The 15,018-nt window shown below is 70.0% G+C and carries 9 protein-coding genes and 3 pseudogenes; all 12 read right to left on the bottom strand.

What is annotated here, in order from left to right:
* Positions 1 to 383: 383 nt before the first annotated feature.
* The 12 genes and pseudogenes from OJJOAM_RS00175 to OJJOAM_RS00120 all read right to left on the bottom strand — a co-directional run bounded on the left by OJJOAM_RS00175 (position 384) and on the right by OJJOAM_RS00120 (position 14,977).
* On the bottom strand, positions 384 to 1,340 hold the full coding sequence (locus OJJOAM_RS00175; protein ID WP_149319068.1) for a CysB family HTH-type transcriptional regulator: 957 nt from the start codon (positions 1,338 to 1,340) through the stop codon (positions 384 to 386).
* Positions 1,337 to 2,524, bottom strand: a complete 1,188-nt coding sequence (locus OJJOAM_RS00170) for a sulfate/molybdate ABC transporter ATP-binding protein (protein ID WP_422649626.1) — start codon at positions 2,522 to 2,524, stop codon at positions 1,337 to 1,339. Before OJJOAM_RS00170 ends, OJJOAM_RS00175 begins: the two co-directional genes overlap by 4 nt.
* 177 nt (positions 2,525 to 2,701) lie before the next feature.
* Positions 2,702 to 3,616: pseudogene (gene cysW / locus OJJOAM_RS00165) on the bottom strand (sulfate ABC transporter permease subunit CysW); the annotation flags it as partial.
* Between the two features lies 1 nt (position 3,617).
* Positions 3,618 to 4,589, bottom strand: coding sequence for a sulfate ABC transporter permease subunit CysT (cysT, locus tag OJJOAM_RS00160; protein ID WP_422648504.1), 972 nt, complete (start codon positions 4,587 to 4,589; stop codon positions 3,618 to 3,620).
* A 160-nt stretch (positions 4,590 to 4,749) separates the two neighbouring features.
* Positions 4,750 to 5,419, bottom strand: a pseudogene (locus OJJOAM_RS00155) (RBBP9/YdeN family alpha/beta hydrolase).
* Positions 5,420 to 5,598: 179 nt separating this feature from the next.
* Positions 5,599 to 6,384, bottom strand: a pseudogene (locus OJJOAM_RS00150) (EAL domain-containing protein); the annotation flags it as partial.
* A 219-nt stretch (positions 6,385 to 6,603) separates the two neighbouring features.
* On the bottom strand, positions 6,604 to 7,611 hold the full coding sequence (locus tag OJJOAM_RS00145; protein WP_149319073.1) for a sulfate ABC transporter substrate-binding protein: 1,008 nt from the start codon (positions 7,609 to 7,611) through the stop codon (positions 6,604 to 6,606).
* A 565-nt stretch (positions 7,612 to 8,176) separates the two neighbouring features.
* Entirely contained in the window at positions 8,177 to 8,533 is a 357-nt protein-coding gene (locus tag OJJOAM_RS00140) for an addiction module antidote protein (RefSeq protein WP_422648503.1), read from the bottom strand.
* A 3-nt stretch (positions 8,534 to 8,536) separates the two neighbouring features.
* Positions 8,537 to 8,833, bottom strand: coding sequence for a type II toxin-antitoxin system RelE/ParE family toxin (locus tag OJJOAM_RS00135; protein WP_422648502.1), 297 nt, complete (start codon positions 8,831 to 8,833; stop codon positions 8,537 to 8,539).
* A 154-nt stretch (positions 8,834 to 8,987) separates the two neighbouring features.
* Entirely contained in the window at positions 8,988 to 11,576 is a 2,589-nt protein-coding gene (gene clpB, locus OJJOAM_RS00130; protein ID WP_226108811.1) for an ATP-dependent chaperone ClpB, read from the bottom strand.
* 222 nt (positions 11,577 to 11,798) lie between these two features.
* Complete coding sequence (locus OJJOAM_RS00125; RefSeq protein ID WP_422649625.1) at positions 11,799 to 12,812, bottom strand: MaoC/PaaZ C-terminal domain-containing protein; 1,014 nt, start codon at positions 12,810 to 12,812, stop codon at positions 11,799 to 11,801.
* A 2-nt stretch (positions 12,813 to 12,814) separates the two neighbouring features.
* Complete coding sequence (locus OJJOAM_RS00120) at positions 12,815 to 14,977, bottom strand: D-(-)-3-hydroxybutyrate oligomer hydrolase (protein WP_422648501.1); 2,163 nt, start codon at positions 14,975 to 14,977, stop codon at positions 12,815 to 12,817.
* Positions 14,978 to 15,018 lie beyond the last annotated feature (41 nt).

The following is a 15,018-nucleotide window of genomic DNA, read 5'->3' as shown; positions in this document are numbered from 1 at the left end:
GGGAGGGACCATTGCCTCATTCTAGCCGCGACCCGCCGACGTTCCATGCGGCGGTGCGGCGCCCAACCGCGGCATTCGCCAGCTCGGAGGCGGATCGCATGCGGCACGGGATGACCGGCGATGCGGTGCAGCATGACTGGCGGCCGCTGCATCGGTACGCATCCCGTGTCCGTGCGCGTAATGTAACCCGGGTCACGGCGCGAATGAAACCCGGATGCGACGAACGGGCGACCAGCGGCGCGAAGGGGCCGCTGCCGGGTCCGAACCGGATGCGGCCAGGCGACGGCATCGCGAGGCAATGGAACGATGCACCGCGGCGATCGCGCGGCGCCGGAGAAGAGCCAGCATGCGGCGGCGCCGCGATGCCGGCTTCGTGCGCAAGCCTACGCGGCCTCGGCCGTCAGCGCCCCGAAGCTGCCGCCCTCGGCCAGCGCGCTGCTGACCGCCTGCTCGGACAGCTGCGGCGCGAACAGCTGGATGAAGGCATGCGCATAGCCGCGCAGATAGGCGCCGCGGCGCACCGCCACGCTGGTGGTGTTCGGCGCGAACAGATGATCGGCCGCGATCCGCACCAGGCCGCTGTCCTTGCGCGGATCGTAGGCCATCGAGGCGATGATGCCAACGCCGAGATCGAGCTCCGCATAGGTCTTGATCACGTCGGCATCCAGCGCGGTCAGCACGATCTCCGGCTGCAGGCCGGCCTGCGCGAAGGCGCTGTCGATCTTGCGCCGGCCGGTGAAGCCCGCGTCGTAGGTGATGATGGGAAAGCCGGCCAGGTCCTCCAGCGTCGGCTCGGGCAGCCGCGTCAGCGGGTGGTCCGGCGCGACCACCAGCACATGGCGCCAGGTGTAGGCGTCGAACGCGGTCAGCGACGGCTCGCTCGCCAGCGCCTCGGTGGCGATGCCGATATCGGCCTGCCCCGACAGCAGCAGCTCGACGATATGGTTGGGCGAGGCCTCCTGCAGCGCCAGCGTGACGTGCGGATAGGCGCGCCGGAATTCGGTGACGACCTTGGGCAGCGCATAGCGGGCCTGCGTATGCGTGGTGGCCACCGTCAGCCGGCCGGTATGGCGGCCCGCGAATTCGTCGCCCGCCTGGCGCAGGTTCTCCGCCTCGAGCAGCAGGCGCTCGACGATGCGGACGATCTCGCGGCCCGGCGCGGTCAGCCCGGTCAGCCGCTTGCCGTAGCGCTCGAAGATCTCGACGCCCAGCTCTTCCTCGAGCTCGCGGATCTGGCGCGACACGCCCGGCTGCGAGGTGTACAGCGCGTTGGCAACCTCGGTCAGGTTGAACTGGCGGCGCACCGCCTCGCGGATCGATCGCAGTTGCTGGAAGTTCATCGGGCCCCTCCTGCCTGTGCAGACGCTTGCGCCGCCGCTTGCGTCGCCGCTTGTGCCGAACCTCGGCCCGCCTGCCGCACGCCCTGCCCGCCCGCGAACACGCGCATGCGCCGCGGCCGCGCGGCCAGCAGCTCGCCCTCGCGATAGCCGTCGCGCTGGAAGCGTTCGAGCGGCAGCACGACCTCGATCAGCTCGCGGTTGTCCTCGCGCTCCAGTTCCAGCTGCGCGACCGGTCCGAGCGCCAGCGCACGCCGCAGCGTCGCGACGATGCCTTCGGCGCCGGGCGCATAGCGCTCCAGCTCGACCTCGTGCGGACGGACGTAGCCGATCGCCTCGGCGCCCTCGGCCTCGTCGACCGAGCCCAGGCCGTCGTCGCCCAGGCCATCGGACAGCGACAGCAGCGCCGCCCCGCTACGCAGCGCGCCGCCATCGGCCCCGCGCTCGAGCCGCCCGTGAATGCGATTGACATGGCCAAGGAAGCCGAACACGAACGGCGTGGCCGGATGTTCGTAGACCGCCTGCGGCGAGCCCACCTGCTCGACGCGGCCGCGCTGCATCAGCACCACGCGGTCGGCCACCTCGAGCGCTTCCTCCTGGTCGTGCGTGACGAACACGCTGGTCACATGCAGCTCGTCGTGCAGGCGCCGCAGCCAGCGCCGCAGTTCCTTGCGGACCTTGGCATCGAGCGCGCCAAACGGTTCGTCCAGCAGCAGCACGCGCGGCTCGACCGCCAGCGCGCGGGCCAGCGCGATGCGCTGGCGCTGGCCGCCGGACAGCTGCGGCGGATAGCGGTCGGCCAGCCAGTCCAGCTGCACCAGCTCCAGCAGCGCGCGCACCCGCTCGCGGATCTGCGCCTCGCTCGGCCGCTCGCCGCGCGGCTTGACGCGCAGGCCGAAGGCGACGTTCTCGAACACCGTCATATGGCGGAACAGCGCGTAGTGCTGGAACACGAAGCCGACCTGGCGCTGGCGCACCGGCTGCCCGGTCGCATCCTGGCCTTCCAGCAGCACCTGCCCGCGGTCGGCGCGCTCGAGCCCCGCGATCACGCGCAGCAGCGTGGTCTTGCCGCAGCCGGAGGGCCCCAGCAGCGCGGTCAATTCGCCTTCGGCGAAATCGAGCGAGACGTCGTCCAGCGCGACGAAATCGCCGAACTGTTTGTGCAGATGCCTTACCTGAATGCTCATGATGTCCATCCCAAGCTGTCTTGCGGGTCGGCCGCGGCGACCGGGCCGCGTACCTTGGCGGGGTGCCCGTCGCGCGCGGATTCCCCACCGAACGAGGGGGGCATGCGCGTGCAACGTGGCCGGCCGTGCGGCCGCTGCGGACGTTGCCGCCGATACCGCCGAAACCGCCGATGCGGGCGATGCAGCCGAAGCGGCCGGCTCGGCCTCTTCGCTCGGCTCGCCCAGCTCCCGCCGCGTCCGGAATTCGACCAGCGTCTTGATCGCCAGCGTCAGCAGGGCCAGCAGCGTCAGCAGCGAGGCCACCGCGAAGGCGGCGACGAAGTTGTATTCGTTGTAGAGAATCTCGACGTGAAGCGGCATCGTGTTGGTCAGCCCGCGGATATGGCCGGACACCACCGACACCGCGCCGAACTCGCCCATCGCGCGCGCATTGCACAGGATCACGCCGTACAGCAGGCCCCAGCGGATATTGGGCAGCGTCACGCGCCAGAAGGTCTGCCAGCCCGAGGCGCCGAGCACGATGGCGGCCTCCTCTTCCTCGGTGCCCTGCGCCTGCATCAGCGGAATCAGCTCGCGGGCGACGAAGGGAAAGGTCACGAAGACGGTCGCCAGCACGATGCCCGGCACCGCGAACAGGATGCGGATGTCGTGCTCGGCCAGCCACGGACCGAGCCAGCCCTGCGCGCCGAACAGCAGCACATAGATCAGGCCCGAGATCACCGGCGAGACCGAGAACGGCAGATCGATCAGCGTGGTCAGCAGGCTCTTGCCGGGAAATTCGAACTTGGCGATGGCCCAGGCCGCGGCCACGCCGAACACCAGGTTCAGCGGCACCGCGATCGCCGCGACGGTCAGCGTCAGGCGGATCGCGGACAGCGCATCGGGCTCGACCAGCGCGTTCCAGTAGGCGTTCAAACCCTGGCGCAGCGCCTCGTAGAACACCGCCGCCAGCGGCACGAAGAGGAACAGCGTCAGGAACAGCGCGGCCAGCGCGATCAGCGTGCGCCGCACCCACGGTGCCTCGGCGGTGGCGTCATGCAGGCGCCCGGGCGGCAGCGCACGGGCGGCGCCCAGAGGAATCGTCGCGGCCATCTCAGAAGTCTCCGGCCGCGGTCAGCGCACGGGAGGAGTCGGCCGCGTCGTCGCGCGCCTGCGCCGGGGCCTGGCGGCCGCCGTTCTGGCGGCGCCGCGACCAGGCCTGCAGCCCGTTGATCAGCAGCAGCAGCGCGAACGAGATCAGCAGCATCACCACCGCCACCGCGGTCGCGCCGGCATAGTCGTACTGCTCGAGCTTGGCGTAGATCATCAGCGGCGCGATCTCCGACACCATCGGCATGTTGCCGCTGATGAAGACCACGGAGCCGTACTCGCCGGTGGCGCGGGCGAAGGCCAGCGCAAACCCGGTCAGCAGCGCCGGCGCGATCGCCGGCACGATCACGCGCCGGAAGGTCTGCCAGCGCGTCGCGCCCAGGCTGGCCGCGGCCTCTTCCAGCTCGCGCTCGAGTTCCTCCAGCACCGGCTGCACGGTGCGCACGACAAACGGCAGGCCGATGAACGTCAGCGCGATCACCACGCCCAGCGGGGTGAACGCGACCTTGATGCCCAGCGGCTCGAGCCAGCGGCCGATCCAGCCGTTGCCGGCGAACAGCGCGGTCAGCGCGATGCCGGCCACCGCGGTCGGCAGCGCGAACGGCAGGTCGACCAGCGCATCGACCAGGCGCCGGCCGGGAAAGCGGTAGCGCACCAGCACCCAGGCCACCACCAGCCCGAACACGGTATTGACCAGCGCCGCGATCAGCGAGGCGCCGAAGCTCAGCTTGTAGGCGGCCAGCACGCGCGGCGCCGTGACGATCGCCCAGAAGCTGTCCCAGCTCAGCGTGAATGCCTTCAGGAAGGCTGCCGCCAGCGGAATCAGCACGATCAGCGTCAGATACAGCAGCGTGAAGCCGAGCGACAGGCCGAAGCCCGGCAGTACCGTCGGGCGGGCGCGCAGCGGGCCGGGCAGGCGCCGCGGAAAGCGCGGCACCGCTGGCACGGTATCGGTCAATGGCAGGGTGGCAGGCATGGTGTCTGGTTCGAAAGCCGCCGACGGCGACGAGGCGCGCCACGCGGGACGCACGTTGGCCGCCGCCGGCGCGTCGGTGCGACGTCGGCAGCGGGGCCAATAGATTGTGCAGAGCGTCGCTTATATCCAGAACGAATATTTACGCATGTCTTTAGTCGATTCAGATATATGGCACCGTCGGGATCACTTCGAGCCCGGCTTCCCACGCGGTGCCGTGCCGGTCGTGAGGGCGTCCGGCGGCCCGGCCGTCGATCCTTTGCAGCAGCGTGCCGAGCAATCCCAGCCCTTCCGGCCAGAGGCCCAGGCCCGAATCGGCGTTGATGTGACCAAGACTGCCCGCGTCGTGCAGCTCGCTGCCCCACAACGTGCCCCACGTGAAGGCGGTGCGCTGCGCCATCCACGGGTCGTTGCGGCTTGCCACCAGCAGCGTCGGAAACGGCAGCCGGAACGCCGGCAGCAGCGGCGCGACGCCGAACTTGTCGGGATCGGCCGGGGCGACCAGCAAGGCGCCGGCGATGCCGTCGGCGTCGTTGGCCGCGTGCCGCAGCGTCGCCAGGCAGCCGAAGCTGTGGGCCACCAGCACCGCGCCGCGCGGCGCCACCCGCCGCACCCGCGCGACTGCGTCGCCTACCCGCTCGGCCCACAGATGCAGGCTGGGGCGCGACCAGTCGCGCTGCTCGACCCGCTGCCAGTCGGGGGAAGCGGCGTTCCCAGCGGCTCTGCCAGTGCTCGGGGCCGCTGCCGTGCAACCCCGGCACGGTCAGGATGCCAAGCCCCGACGGGACCTCGAGCTCGATTTCGGCGGCATGGGATGGCAGACGCGACGTCATCTCGGTTCCTCCTGGTCTTCGTGGTGCGAGTCGGGGTGGCGCGAGTCGGGGTGGCGCGAGTCGAGTCGGCGCGAGTCCGCGCGGCGCGAGTCCGCGCGGCACGGGTCGGGGTGGTGCGAATCGGGGTGGTGCGAATCGGGGTGGTGCGAGTCGGGGTGCCACGACAGGGGCCCCGCGCGCCGCAGTTCACCCGGGGCAAGCGTCGCGCCGGCATGGGCCCCCTGCCCCAGCTCGATGCCGGCCGCCTGCAGCCGCAGCGCGGTTTCCGCGCTGTCGAGCCGGCGGCCGATCAGCGTCACGCCGGCATCGGCAGCGCTGGCGCGCAGGCCCGCCAACTGGCGATCCGTCCACAGCCGGCCCATATCGAGCTTGAGCCAATCCGGCCGCGCCTGCGCGATCAGCACGCCGGCCTCGGCCGGATCGGACGCCTGCAGGCTGACGGCGAAGCCGTTGCGCCGGTAGTTGCCGACGACCTGCAGCAGCAGCGGCAGATTGTCGTTGGCGCTGGCCGGCACCTGGATCACCAGCTGCGACTGCGGCAGGTCCAGCGCCTGCACCGCGCGCCGGAACGCCGCGCCGTGGTCGTCGGCCACCGCCGCCAGCAGGCGATTGTGCACGTTCAGCACGAGGCGGCCCGTGCCGCCCGCCGCCACGTAATTGATTGCATGCAGCAGCCGCGACAGCCGGTCGAGCGCGACCAGCGAGGCGTCGTCGGCCGCCAGCGCGAACAGCTTCCACGCGGCCAGTCCGGGCTGCTCGCCCGCATAGGTGCGGATGGTGCCTTCATGGCCGATCACGCGGCGGTCGGCCAGCGCGATCAGCGGCGCGAACGCGCTGGTCAGCGAGCAATGGTGGAAGCGCCCCTGCACCTGGCCGCGGGCATCGCGCCACAGCGAATAGCCGGGCTCGGGCCGCGCCGGCAGCGCCTCGAGATAGCGGGCCAGCGCGGCCGGTATCGGCGGCATGCCGGCCACAAGCGGCGGCGCGCCGGCCGTGTCGAACCGCGCGCCGGCGCACCGTTCAAGATCCCGAATGCCGCCCGCCTCCGCGAGCGGCCGTCCATCGGCGGGCGCGCGACGGCGGAGCGCGCCACGGTCGGTGCCGCGCTCGCTGCCGCGTTCGGTGCCACGGTCGATGCCGCGTTCGGTGCCGGCTGGGCTCATGAATGCTTCCCGTCCCGTGGCTCAGCGCCGGCCAGGCTGATAGACCTGGTCGAAGGTGCCGCCGTCGGCGAAGTGGGCCTGCTGCGCCTTCTGCCAGCCGCCGAACACCTCGTCGATGGTAAACAGCTTCACCTGCGGGAAGGCCGACGCGTACTTGGCCGCGATCTTCTGCGAGATCGGGCGATAGTAGTTGCGCGCCGCGATCTCCTGGCCCTCGTCGGTATAGAGGAACTGCAGATAGGCCTCGGCGGCGCGGCGCGTGCCGCGCTTGTCGACCACCTTGTCGACCACCGCGACCGGCGGCTCCGCCAGGATCGACACGGACGGGGCGACGATATCGAACTTGTCCGGGCCGAGCTCCTTGATCGCCAGCAGCGCCTCGTTCTCCCAGGCGATCAGCACATCGCCGATGCCGCGCTCGACGAAGGTCGTGGTCGCGCCGCGCGCGCCGGAGTCCAGCACCGGCACGTTCTTCAGCAGCTGGGCGACGAAATCGCGCGCCTTGGCTTCGTTGCCGCCCGGCTGGCGCAGCGCATAGCCCCAGGCCGCCAGATAGTTCCAGCGGGCGCCGCCGGAGGTCTTCGGGTTGGGCGTGATGACCTGCACGCCCGGCTTGACCAGGTCGCTCCAGTCGCGGATGTTTTTCGGATTGCCCTTGCGCACCAAGAACACGATGGTCGAGGTATAGGGCGAGGCGTTGTGCGGCAGCCGCTTCTGCCAGTCCGGCTTGATCAGGCCCTTCTGCGCCACCGCATCGACGTCGTAGCCGAGCGCCAGCGTGACCACGTCCGCCTCCAGCCCGTCGATCACCGAGCGGGCCTGCTTGCCCGAGCCGCCGTGCGACTGGCGGATCGTCACGTTGTCGCCGCCCCTGGCCTTCCAGGCCTTGGCGAAGGCGGCATTCACGTCGACATACAGCTCGCGCGTGGGGTCGTAGGACACGTTGAGCAGGGTCGTTTGGGCATGCGCGAGACCGGCCGCGCCGGCAAGGGACAACACTGCGGCCGCAATGGCCAACTGGCGAATCATCTTCAAGGGCTCCCGTCCGTCGGAAAAAAGAAGGCTGGCATGCGCGACGGCATGCATGGGCCATCGCGACAGCATCGAGGCTACCGGCGGGCAAGGCGACAAGGAACGAATGGTTTCGCCGATCCAAGCACGTTTTTCGCATAAGGCGGCGGGAGGACCGTGGCGGCGGCAATGACGAGGCCCAAGGACCAGGCCCAAGGACGAGGCCCAAGGACGAGGCCAAGAAACGGGGCAATGAGGGGGGAAGGACGGGGGGCAGGACCGGGCAACGACGAGGCAATGACCGGACTTGGCGACGACGGGCCGCGGACGCGCGCCCAAAGAAAAAACCCGCGGTACGGGAGCACCGCGGGTCAAGTTTCCAGGTTGGAAACGGGTAGACAAGTCATGAAGTGCGCCCCCGCAGCTTCATGACAGGGTCGATGTTAGGAGCAAGGAAGGAACGGCGCCTTGACGCAGGTCAAGAACAGGCGCCGTCGTGGCGCCGCGATGCCCCCGGGACCCTCACCGCTGCTCTCGTACTTCGGCAAGCGGACGAGGTATCGCGGGAGCGGACCATCGGCTTTCATGAATGCAGGCGCTTGTCCATTTCATACGACCATTGCGCCAGTGCAGCGGCGCCGGTCTTGCCATGAACCGTCGCCGGGATGGCATGCAGACGCAAGCCAAGCGCCGCGACGATCCGCAGAACCGTCGCAAAGTCGGCCGTCGACTTGGTGTTCAGAACCTTGCCGAGCGCGTCGACGGACAGACCGGCGCGTACAGCCACATCGTGAAGGCCCTTGGCACGAACGATGTCACCCAGCGCCGCGATCACCAGCTCGGGATCCTGCTCCTCGAGACAAGCCTCCAGATACAGCGCCATCTGGCGATCCGTCTTGAGTTGATCGGCAACGTCGAAGATTCGGGGTTTTGCGGTCATTTCCTACTCCAGATGCAGCCGGGCAAGGCGCAACGCCAATGCAATGTCCTGGCGCTGGCTCCGTTTGTCTCCTGCTGCCAACAGCAGCACGGAAGCGCGCCCGTTCTGCTTGAAATACACGCGATAGCCGGGGCCATAGTGTATGCGCATTTCAGCGACGCCCTCGCCAACGGAAGCCCAATCGCCGGCATTTCCCAGACCCAGTCGCCGGATACGCGCCAACACGCGCGCCTTCGCCTGTTCGTCCCTCAAGGAGGAGAACCATGCATCGAACTCGGATGTCGCGCGGATAGTCGGCATCCGGCGACGTTAGCCGGCGGCTCCTCGCGCCGATATGCGCCCGCAGCGCTATGGGTCCAAAGCCTCAAGAGTACCGACAGAAGAAAAAAACGCCGGGCATCGGCCCGGCGTTTCCCCGTAACGTCAGCCAACAGCCCGGCTGACCCGCAGCACTTCAATGCACCACCCGCCCAAACGTGAACTCCCCGTTCTGGTAGTCCACCGGCACGACGTCCTTGGCGGCGAACTTGCCTTCGAGGATCAGCCGCGCGACCGGGTTTTCGATCTGCTGCTGGATCGCGCGCTTGAGCGGGCGCGCGCCGAACACCGGATCGTAGCCCGCGCTGGCGATGCGCTCGAGGGCGGCGTCGCTGACTTCCAGCGCCATGTCCATGCGGGCCAGGCGCGACTGCAGGCGCTGCAGCTGGATCTTCGCGATCGACTCGATGTGCTTCTGGTCGAGCGCGTGGAACACCACCACTTCGTCGATGCGGTTCAGGAACTCCGGCCGGAACTGCGTCTTGACCTCCTGCCACACGGCGCCCTTGATGGCCTCGTGCGGTTCGCCGCTCATCTGCTGGATGATCTGCGAGCCCAGGTTCGAGGTCATCACGATCACCGTGTTCTTGAAGTCCACGGTGCGCCCCTGGCCATCGGTCAGCCGGCCGTCGTCGAGCACCTGCAGCAGCACGTTGAACACGTCCGGATGGGCCTTCTCGACTTCGTCGAGCAGCACCACGCTATACGGCTTGCGCCGCACCGCCTCGGTCAGGTAGCCGCCTTCCTCGTAACCGACATAGCCCGGCGGCGCGCCGATCAGCCGCGACACGCTGTGCTTCTCCATGAATTCGCTCATGTCGATGCGGATCAGATGCTCCTCCGAGTCGAACAGGAACTCGGCCAGCGCCTTGCACAGCTCGGTCTTGCCGACGCCGGTCGGGCCCAGGAACAGGAACGAGCCATACGGCTTGTTCTCGTCGGCCAGCCCGGCGCGCGAACGACGGATCGCGTCGGACACCAGCCGCACGGCCTCGTCCTGGCCGACCACCCGCTTGTGCAGGTAGTCCTCCATCGCGATCAGCTTCTCGCGCTCGCCCTGCATCATCTTGGCCACCGGAATGCCGGTCGCGCGGCTGACCACCTCGGCGATCTCCTCGGCGCCGACCTGCGTGCGCAGCAGCCGGTTGGGCTGCTTCTGCTCGCTGGCCTCGGCCGCGGTGGCGGCCTTGAGCTTGCCTTCGAGCTCCGGCAGCCTGCCGTACTGCAGCTCGGCGACCTTGTCCAGCTTGCCCTCGCGCTGCAGCCGCGCGATCTCGAGGCGGATCTTGTCGATCTCCTCCTTCAGCGCGGCCGCGCCCTGGGCCGCGCCCTTCTCGGCCTTCCAGATCTCGTCGAGGTCGGCGTACTCCTTCTCGAGCCGCGCGATCTCCTGCTCGATCAGTTCGAGCCGCTTGCGCGAGGCCTCGTCGGTTTCCTTCTTGACCGCCTCGCGCTCGATCTTCAGCTGGATCGTGCGGCGCTCGAGCTTGTCCATCTCCTCCGGCTTGGAGTCGATTTCCATCTTGATGCGCGCGGCCGCCTCGTCGATCAGGTCGATCGCCTTGTCGGGCAGGAAACGGTCGGTGATATAGCGGTGCGACAGCTCGGCCGCGGCGACGATGGCCGGGTCGGTGATCTCGACACCGTGGTGCAGCTCGTACTTTTCCTGCAGGCCGCGCAGGATCGCAATGGTCGCCTCGACCGTCGGCTCGTCGACCAGCACCTTCTGGAAGCGGCGCTCCAGCGCGGCATCCTTCTCGATGTACTTGCGGTACTCGTCCAGCGTGGTCGCGCCGATGCAGTGCAGCTCGCCGCGCGCCAGCGCGGGCTTGAGCATGTTGCCGGCGTCGATCGCGCCCTCGGCCTTGCCGGCGCCGACCATCGTGTGGATCTCGTCGATGAAGACGATGGTCTGGCCCTCGTCCTTGGCGATATCGGACAGCACCGCCTTCAGGCGCTCCTCGAACTCGCCGCGATACTTGGCGCCGGCCAGCAGGCCCGCCATGTCGAGCACCAGCACGCGCTTGTTCTTCAGCGACTCGGGCACTTCGCCGTTGACGATGCGCTGCGCCAGCCCTTCGACGATCGCGGTCTTGCCGACGCCGGGCTCGCCGATCAGCACCGGGTTGTTCTTGGTGCGGCGCTGCAGGATCTGGATCGCGCGGCGGATCTCGTCGTCGCGGCCGATCACCGGGTCGAGCTTGCCCAGGCGGGCGCGCTCGGTCAGGTCGATCGTGTATTTCTTCAGCGCCTCGCGCTGGGCCTCGGCGTCCGCGCTGTTGACGGACTCGCCGCCGCGCACGGCGTCGATCGCCGCCTCCAGCGACTTGCGGCTCATGCCGTGCTCGCGCGCGATGCGGCCGGTCTCGCCCTTGTCGTCGGCGACCGCGAGCAGGAACAGCTCGCTGGCGACGAACTGGTCGCCGCGCTTGATCGCTTCCTTCTCGGTGGCGTTGAACAGCGCCGCCAGCTCGCGGCCGAGCTGGACCTCGCTGGTGCCCTGCACCTGCGGCAGCCGCTTGATGGCGGCGTCGAGCGCGCTGGCAAGGCCGTTGATGTTGACGCCGGCGCGCGACAGCAGCGCGCGCGCCGAGCCGTCGTTCTGCGCCAGCAGCGCGCGCAGCAGATGCTGCGGTTCGATGTATTGGTTGTCGTTGCCGATCGCCAGGGTCTGGGCATCGGCCAGCGCTTCCTGGAATCGGGTAGTCAGTTTGTCAAGACGCATAGGGAAACCCTCTCTGGGATACGTGTCCCGAGGCGGCCCCGGCGGCGCAGTCGGTACGCACCGCGTCGTCGGCCGGCAGGACACCGGATGTCACTGCCGAAGATAGGGCTTTGCCGTGACATTTCAAGACGAAACGATGCGTATTTGATGTGGCGCAAGCAGCGCGCGAGCGGCGTGCCAGCGACAGAACGGCGGCGGACTAGCGGCGCGCCAGCGAATGGATCAGGACGACACCGCCGCGGGCCGGCCCTGCCCCGTGTCGGCGGCCCCGCCCGCCAGCTTGCGCTCCAGGTTGCGCACCAGCACCAGCGCCTCGCCCTGCAGCACCAGCCGGCCGCCCTCGCCGGTGATATCGGTGGCCAGGTTGACCAACTCCTTGTCGGCGCGCAGCCGCACGATCCGCACCGAGGCCCGCAGCGGCTCGCCCAGCCGGGCCGCCGCGCGCAGCCGCAGCGACTGCTTCATCCAGCCGGTGCCGCGCCCCGGCAGGCGGGTACCGAGCAGGTCGGAGAACATGCCGGCCAGCAGCGGCAGCGGCACCAGCGGGCCGTCGAAGCCGCGGCGCCGGGCCAGCGCCGCGTCCGTGTAGAGCGGATTGGCGTCCTCGCTCAGCGACACGTACTCGTCGATATCCGCCCGTTCGAAGCCCCGCACCGCCTCGGCCTGCTGCCCGGGCCGCAGGTGGTACAGCGCTGCGTCGCCGGCGATCGCCGCGTCGGCACCCGCCACCAGCGGCCCGGCCAGCGCGGCGGCATCGGGCTCGAGCAGCAGCTCGGCGTCCCCGCTCGCCGTGACCGGCCCCGGCTCCGCGTTCGCCGCCGCCCCAGCCGTCAATGCGCGGCCGCCGCGCCGCACGCAGCGGATCGCGGTGCGCAGCGCGATCCGTCCGGCCGCGCCCTCCCCCGGCACCAGTTCCGCCACCACGCCGTCGCCGACGTAGGTGGGCTGCGGAAACATCAGCGTCTGCGCCAGCGGCAGCACCGGCCCCGCTCGCCCTCGCTGCATCTGCGCGCACAGCAGCGAGAACAGCAGCATGCCGTGCGCGACGGTGGCACCGAAATGCGTGCCGCGCGCGAACGCCGGATCGCAGTGGATCGGATTGTCGTCGCGCGACAGGCGCGCGAAGCGATCGAAGTCGTGCTGCGTCAGCACGCGGATCGCGGCGGGTGCGAAGGGGGCAATGGGCGCGGCGGGCGCGGCGCCCACCGCGGGCCCGGCAGTCTGCTTGATGGCCATCGTCACTGCGGTACCTCGACGATGCCCCCGACCACCTCGATGCGGTCGCCGGCGGCGGGGTTGGCGGCAAAGCCGGGAACGTTGGACGGCTGGATGGCCGGCGCCGGCGAGTTCGGCGTACCGCCGCGCGGCACCGTGCGCACCACCTGTGACGGCGGCAGCGGCGTGCCGCTGCGCAGATGGTCGTACATCGCGTCGAGCGCGCGGTTCAGGTACAGGTGCAGCGGCACGTAGCGATTGCCATAGCCGGGCACCAGCGCATTGAAGGCGTCGAAGTGCTGGGCGTTGGTCACCTCGACATACGACAGCCGGCTGGCCGCGCCCTCGCGCTGCCGGTTCAGGCCCAGGTACGGGCGCGAGGTGTGGTTGACCGGCAGCAGCGCATCGTCGCGGCCGTGTACGATCAGCGCCGGCTTGCCGCGCAGGTTGCCGTTGCGCAGCGTCAGGCGCTGGCCCACCTGCAGCGCGAGCGCCTGCGGCGAGTTGCCGGTCACCAGGTCGCGCAGGCAGCGCGCGCCGGCGGTGTTGGCGTCGTCGACCGGCGAGCCGGGCGAGCGCGAGAGCAGGTCGCGGCGCGGACCGCGCGGGTCCAGGTCGTTGATCAGCTGCACGCCCGACGACGGCGGCACGCCATTGCCGGTGGCGAACATGTTGGCCATCTGTGCCTGGGTCACCGGCGCGGGTTCGAACGCCGCGTTGATGCCGCTGAAGCTGTAGCCGCACAGCCGGTCGGTCACGCTGGCGCGCGACAGCGCATTGGCATAGGACACCGACACCGCGCTCGACACCTCGAAGAAGCCCAGCGAGGCGTGCAGCACCGCGGATTCGGGCTCCCAGCCGTAGTCGCGCAGCGCCTGCTGGGCGCTGGCCGCCTGCTCCGCCAGCGTCGCGCCCTTGACGATGCCGGCGCTGGCCAGCGCGGCGCAGCGGTTGGCCGGGATGGCGCCCAGCGTGGCATAGAAGCCGACCGCCGGCGCCTGCGCGTTGGCCGGGTCCTGCGCCGCGCACAACTGCAGCAGGTTCGCCATCGTCGTGTAGTCGTACAGCGGGCGGCCGTTCACCGCCACGGGCGTGCCGCCGCGCCGCACCGTGATGCCGGCATCCTGCGGCATGTTCAGGTTCGGCTCGCTGACCGCGACGCCGTCGATCAGGCCCTGCACGTCGGCCTCGGCCGCGGCGACCGCCGCGCCGCCGCCATTCGACAGGCTCGAGGCAATCACCAGCAGCTTGTCCTTGTCGATGGTGCGGCGGCGCTGGCCGTCGCGCATCTCGCCATGGCGGTCGTTGATCGCCCAGATGCCGAATTCGATCGCCTGCAGCGTGAACAGGCCCCAGTCCTTCTCGGGATTGCGCTGGGAATGCGCGTGCTTGAACGCCAGCCGATGCGGGGCCGCGGCGTTGAAGGCCGCGCGCGCGTTGTCGTCGATCGGCGCGGCGAAATGCGCCTCGCGGCCGGCGGCGGCGCGGCTGGTGCGGGTGCCGTCGATCAGCGCGACGGTGTCGTTGCCCAGATCGTGCGGCGCGGCGCCGGTGCCCTTGTCGGTATAGGCAACCGCGCAGCCGCGCTTCAGGCCCCATTCGCCGGTCGAGATGCCGCCGTAGACCCCGCGTGAGCCGGACGACGTGGCGGTGATCAGGCAGGGCCGCGCGGGATCGAAGCTGGCCGGGATCTGCACCATCATCGTGACGTTCTGCCGGCCGCTGCCATCGTCGGCATAGGCCAGGTACTCGACGCCGGGGATCTTGCCCTGGCCGCCGGTGACATTGCCCTGCGCATCGACATTGGGCCCGTACAGCGTGCCGTAACCACCGGCGGCGCTGACATCGACCAGCGCCGTGTAGTTGCTCCAGATCGCATAGCGGCGCAGCTCGGTGCGGGTCGGCGCATTGGGATCGGCCGGCAGCGGCGCGGTGCCCGCCAGCCCGTCCTTGCCGAGCCCGGCGGTCAGCAGGTCGTCGGCGCTGCCGTCGTACTCATGCACCGTCAGCGAACTGATATAGGCCGGGCGCTGGTTGACCGGGGCGCGATGGTCGTCGTCATCGTCGGAGCCGCATGCGACCAGCGCCATGCAGGCCAGCGGGACCGCGAGCAGGCGGGCCGCGGCGGGACGCGCCGGCCCCGCACAGCCTGCCCGGCCCGCCCGGCGCACGGCCGGCCGGGACATCGATGGCGCCGCGCCTGGCGTTGTTGGCACGGCCCCTGGGG

It is taken from the genome of Cupriavidus sp. H18C1, from assembly GCF_049311595.1.
Taxonomy (GTDB): domain Bacteria; phylum Pseudomonadota; class Gammaproteobacteria; order Burkholderiales; family Burkholderiaceae; genus Cupriavidus; species Cupriavidus cauae.
This window is presented reverse-complemented; position numbering and strand designations above follow the sequence as displayed.

What these genes read in the sequence shown, in the direction of transcription:
- OJJOAM_RS00175 (WP_149319068.1), bottom strand. Translation starts at nt 1,340, where the DNA reads ATGAACTTCCAGCAACTGCGATCGATCCGCGAGGCGGTGCGCCGCCAG.
- OJJOAM_RS00170 (WP_422649626.1), bottom strand. Translation starts at nt 2,524, where the DNA reads ATGAGCATTCAGGTAAGGCATCTGCACAAACAGTTCGGCGATTTCGTC.
- cysT (WP_422648504.1), bottom strand. Translation starts at nt 4,589, where the DNA reads ATGCCTGCCACCCTGCCATTGACCGATACCGTGCCAGCGGTGCCGCGC.
- OJJOAM_RS00145 (WP_149319073.1), bottom strand. Translation starts at nt 7,611, where the DNA reads ATGATTCGCCAGTTGGCCATTGCGGCCGCAGTGTTGTCCCTTGCCGGC.
- OJJOAM_RS00140 (WP_422648503.1), bottom strand. Translation starts at nt 8,533, where the DNA reads ATGACCGCAAAACCCCGAATCTTCGACGTTGCCGATCAACTCAAGACG.
- OJJOAM_RS00135 (WP_422648502.1), bottom strand. Translation starts at nt 8,833, where the DNA reads ATGCCGACTATCCGCGCGACATCCGAGTTCGATGCATGGTTCTCCTCC.
- clpB (WP_226108811.1), bottom strand. Translation starts at nt 11,576, where the DNA reads ATGCGTCTTGACAAACTGACTACCCGATTCCAGGAAGCGCTGGCCGAT.
- OJJOAM_RS00125 (WP_422649625.1), bottom strand. Translation starts at nt 12,812, where the DNA reads ATGGCCATCAAGCAGACTGCCGGGCCCGCGGTGGGCGCCGCGCCCGCC.
- OJJOAM_RS00120 (WP_422648501.1), bottom strand. Translation starts at nt 14,977, where the DNA reads ATGTCCCGGCCGGCCGTGCGCCGGGCGGGCCGGGCAGGCTGTGCGGGG.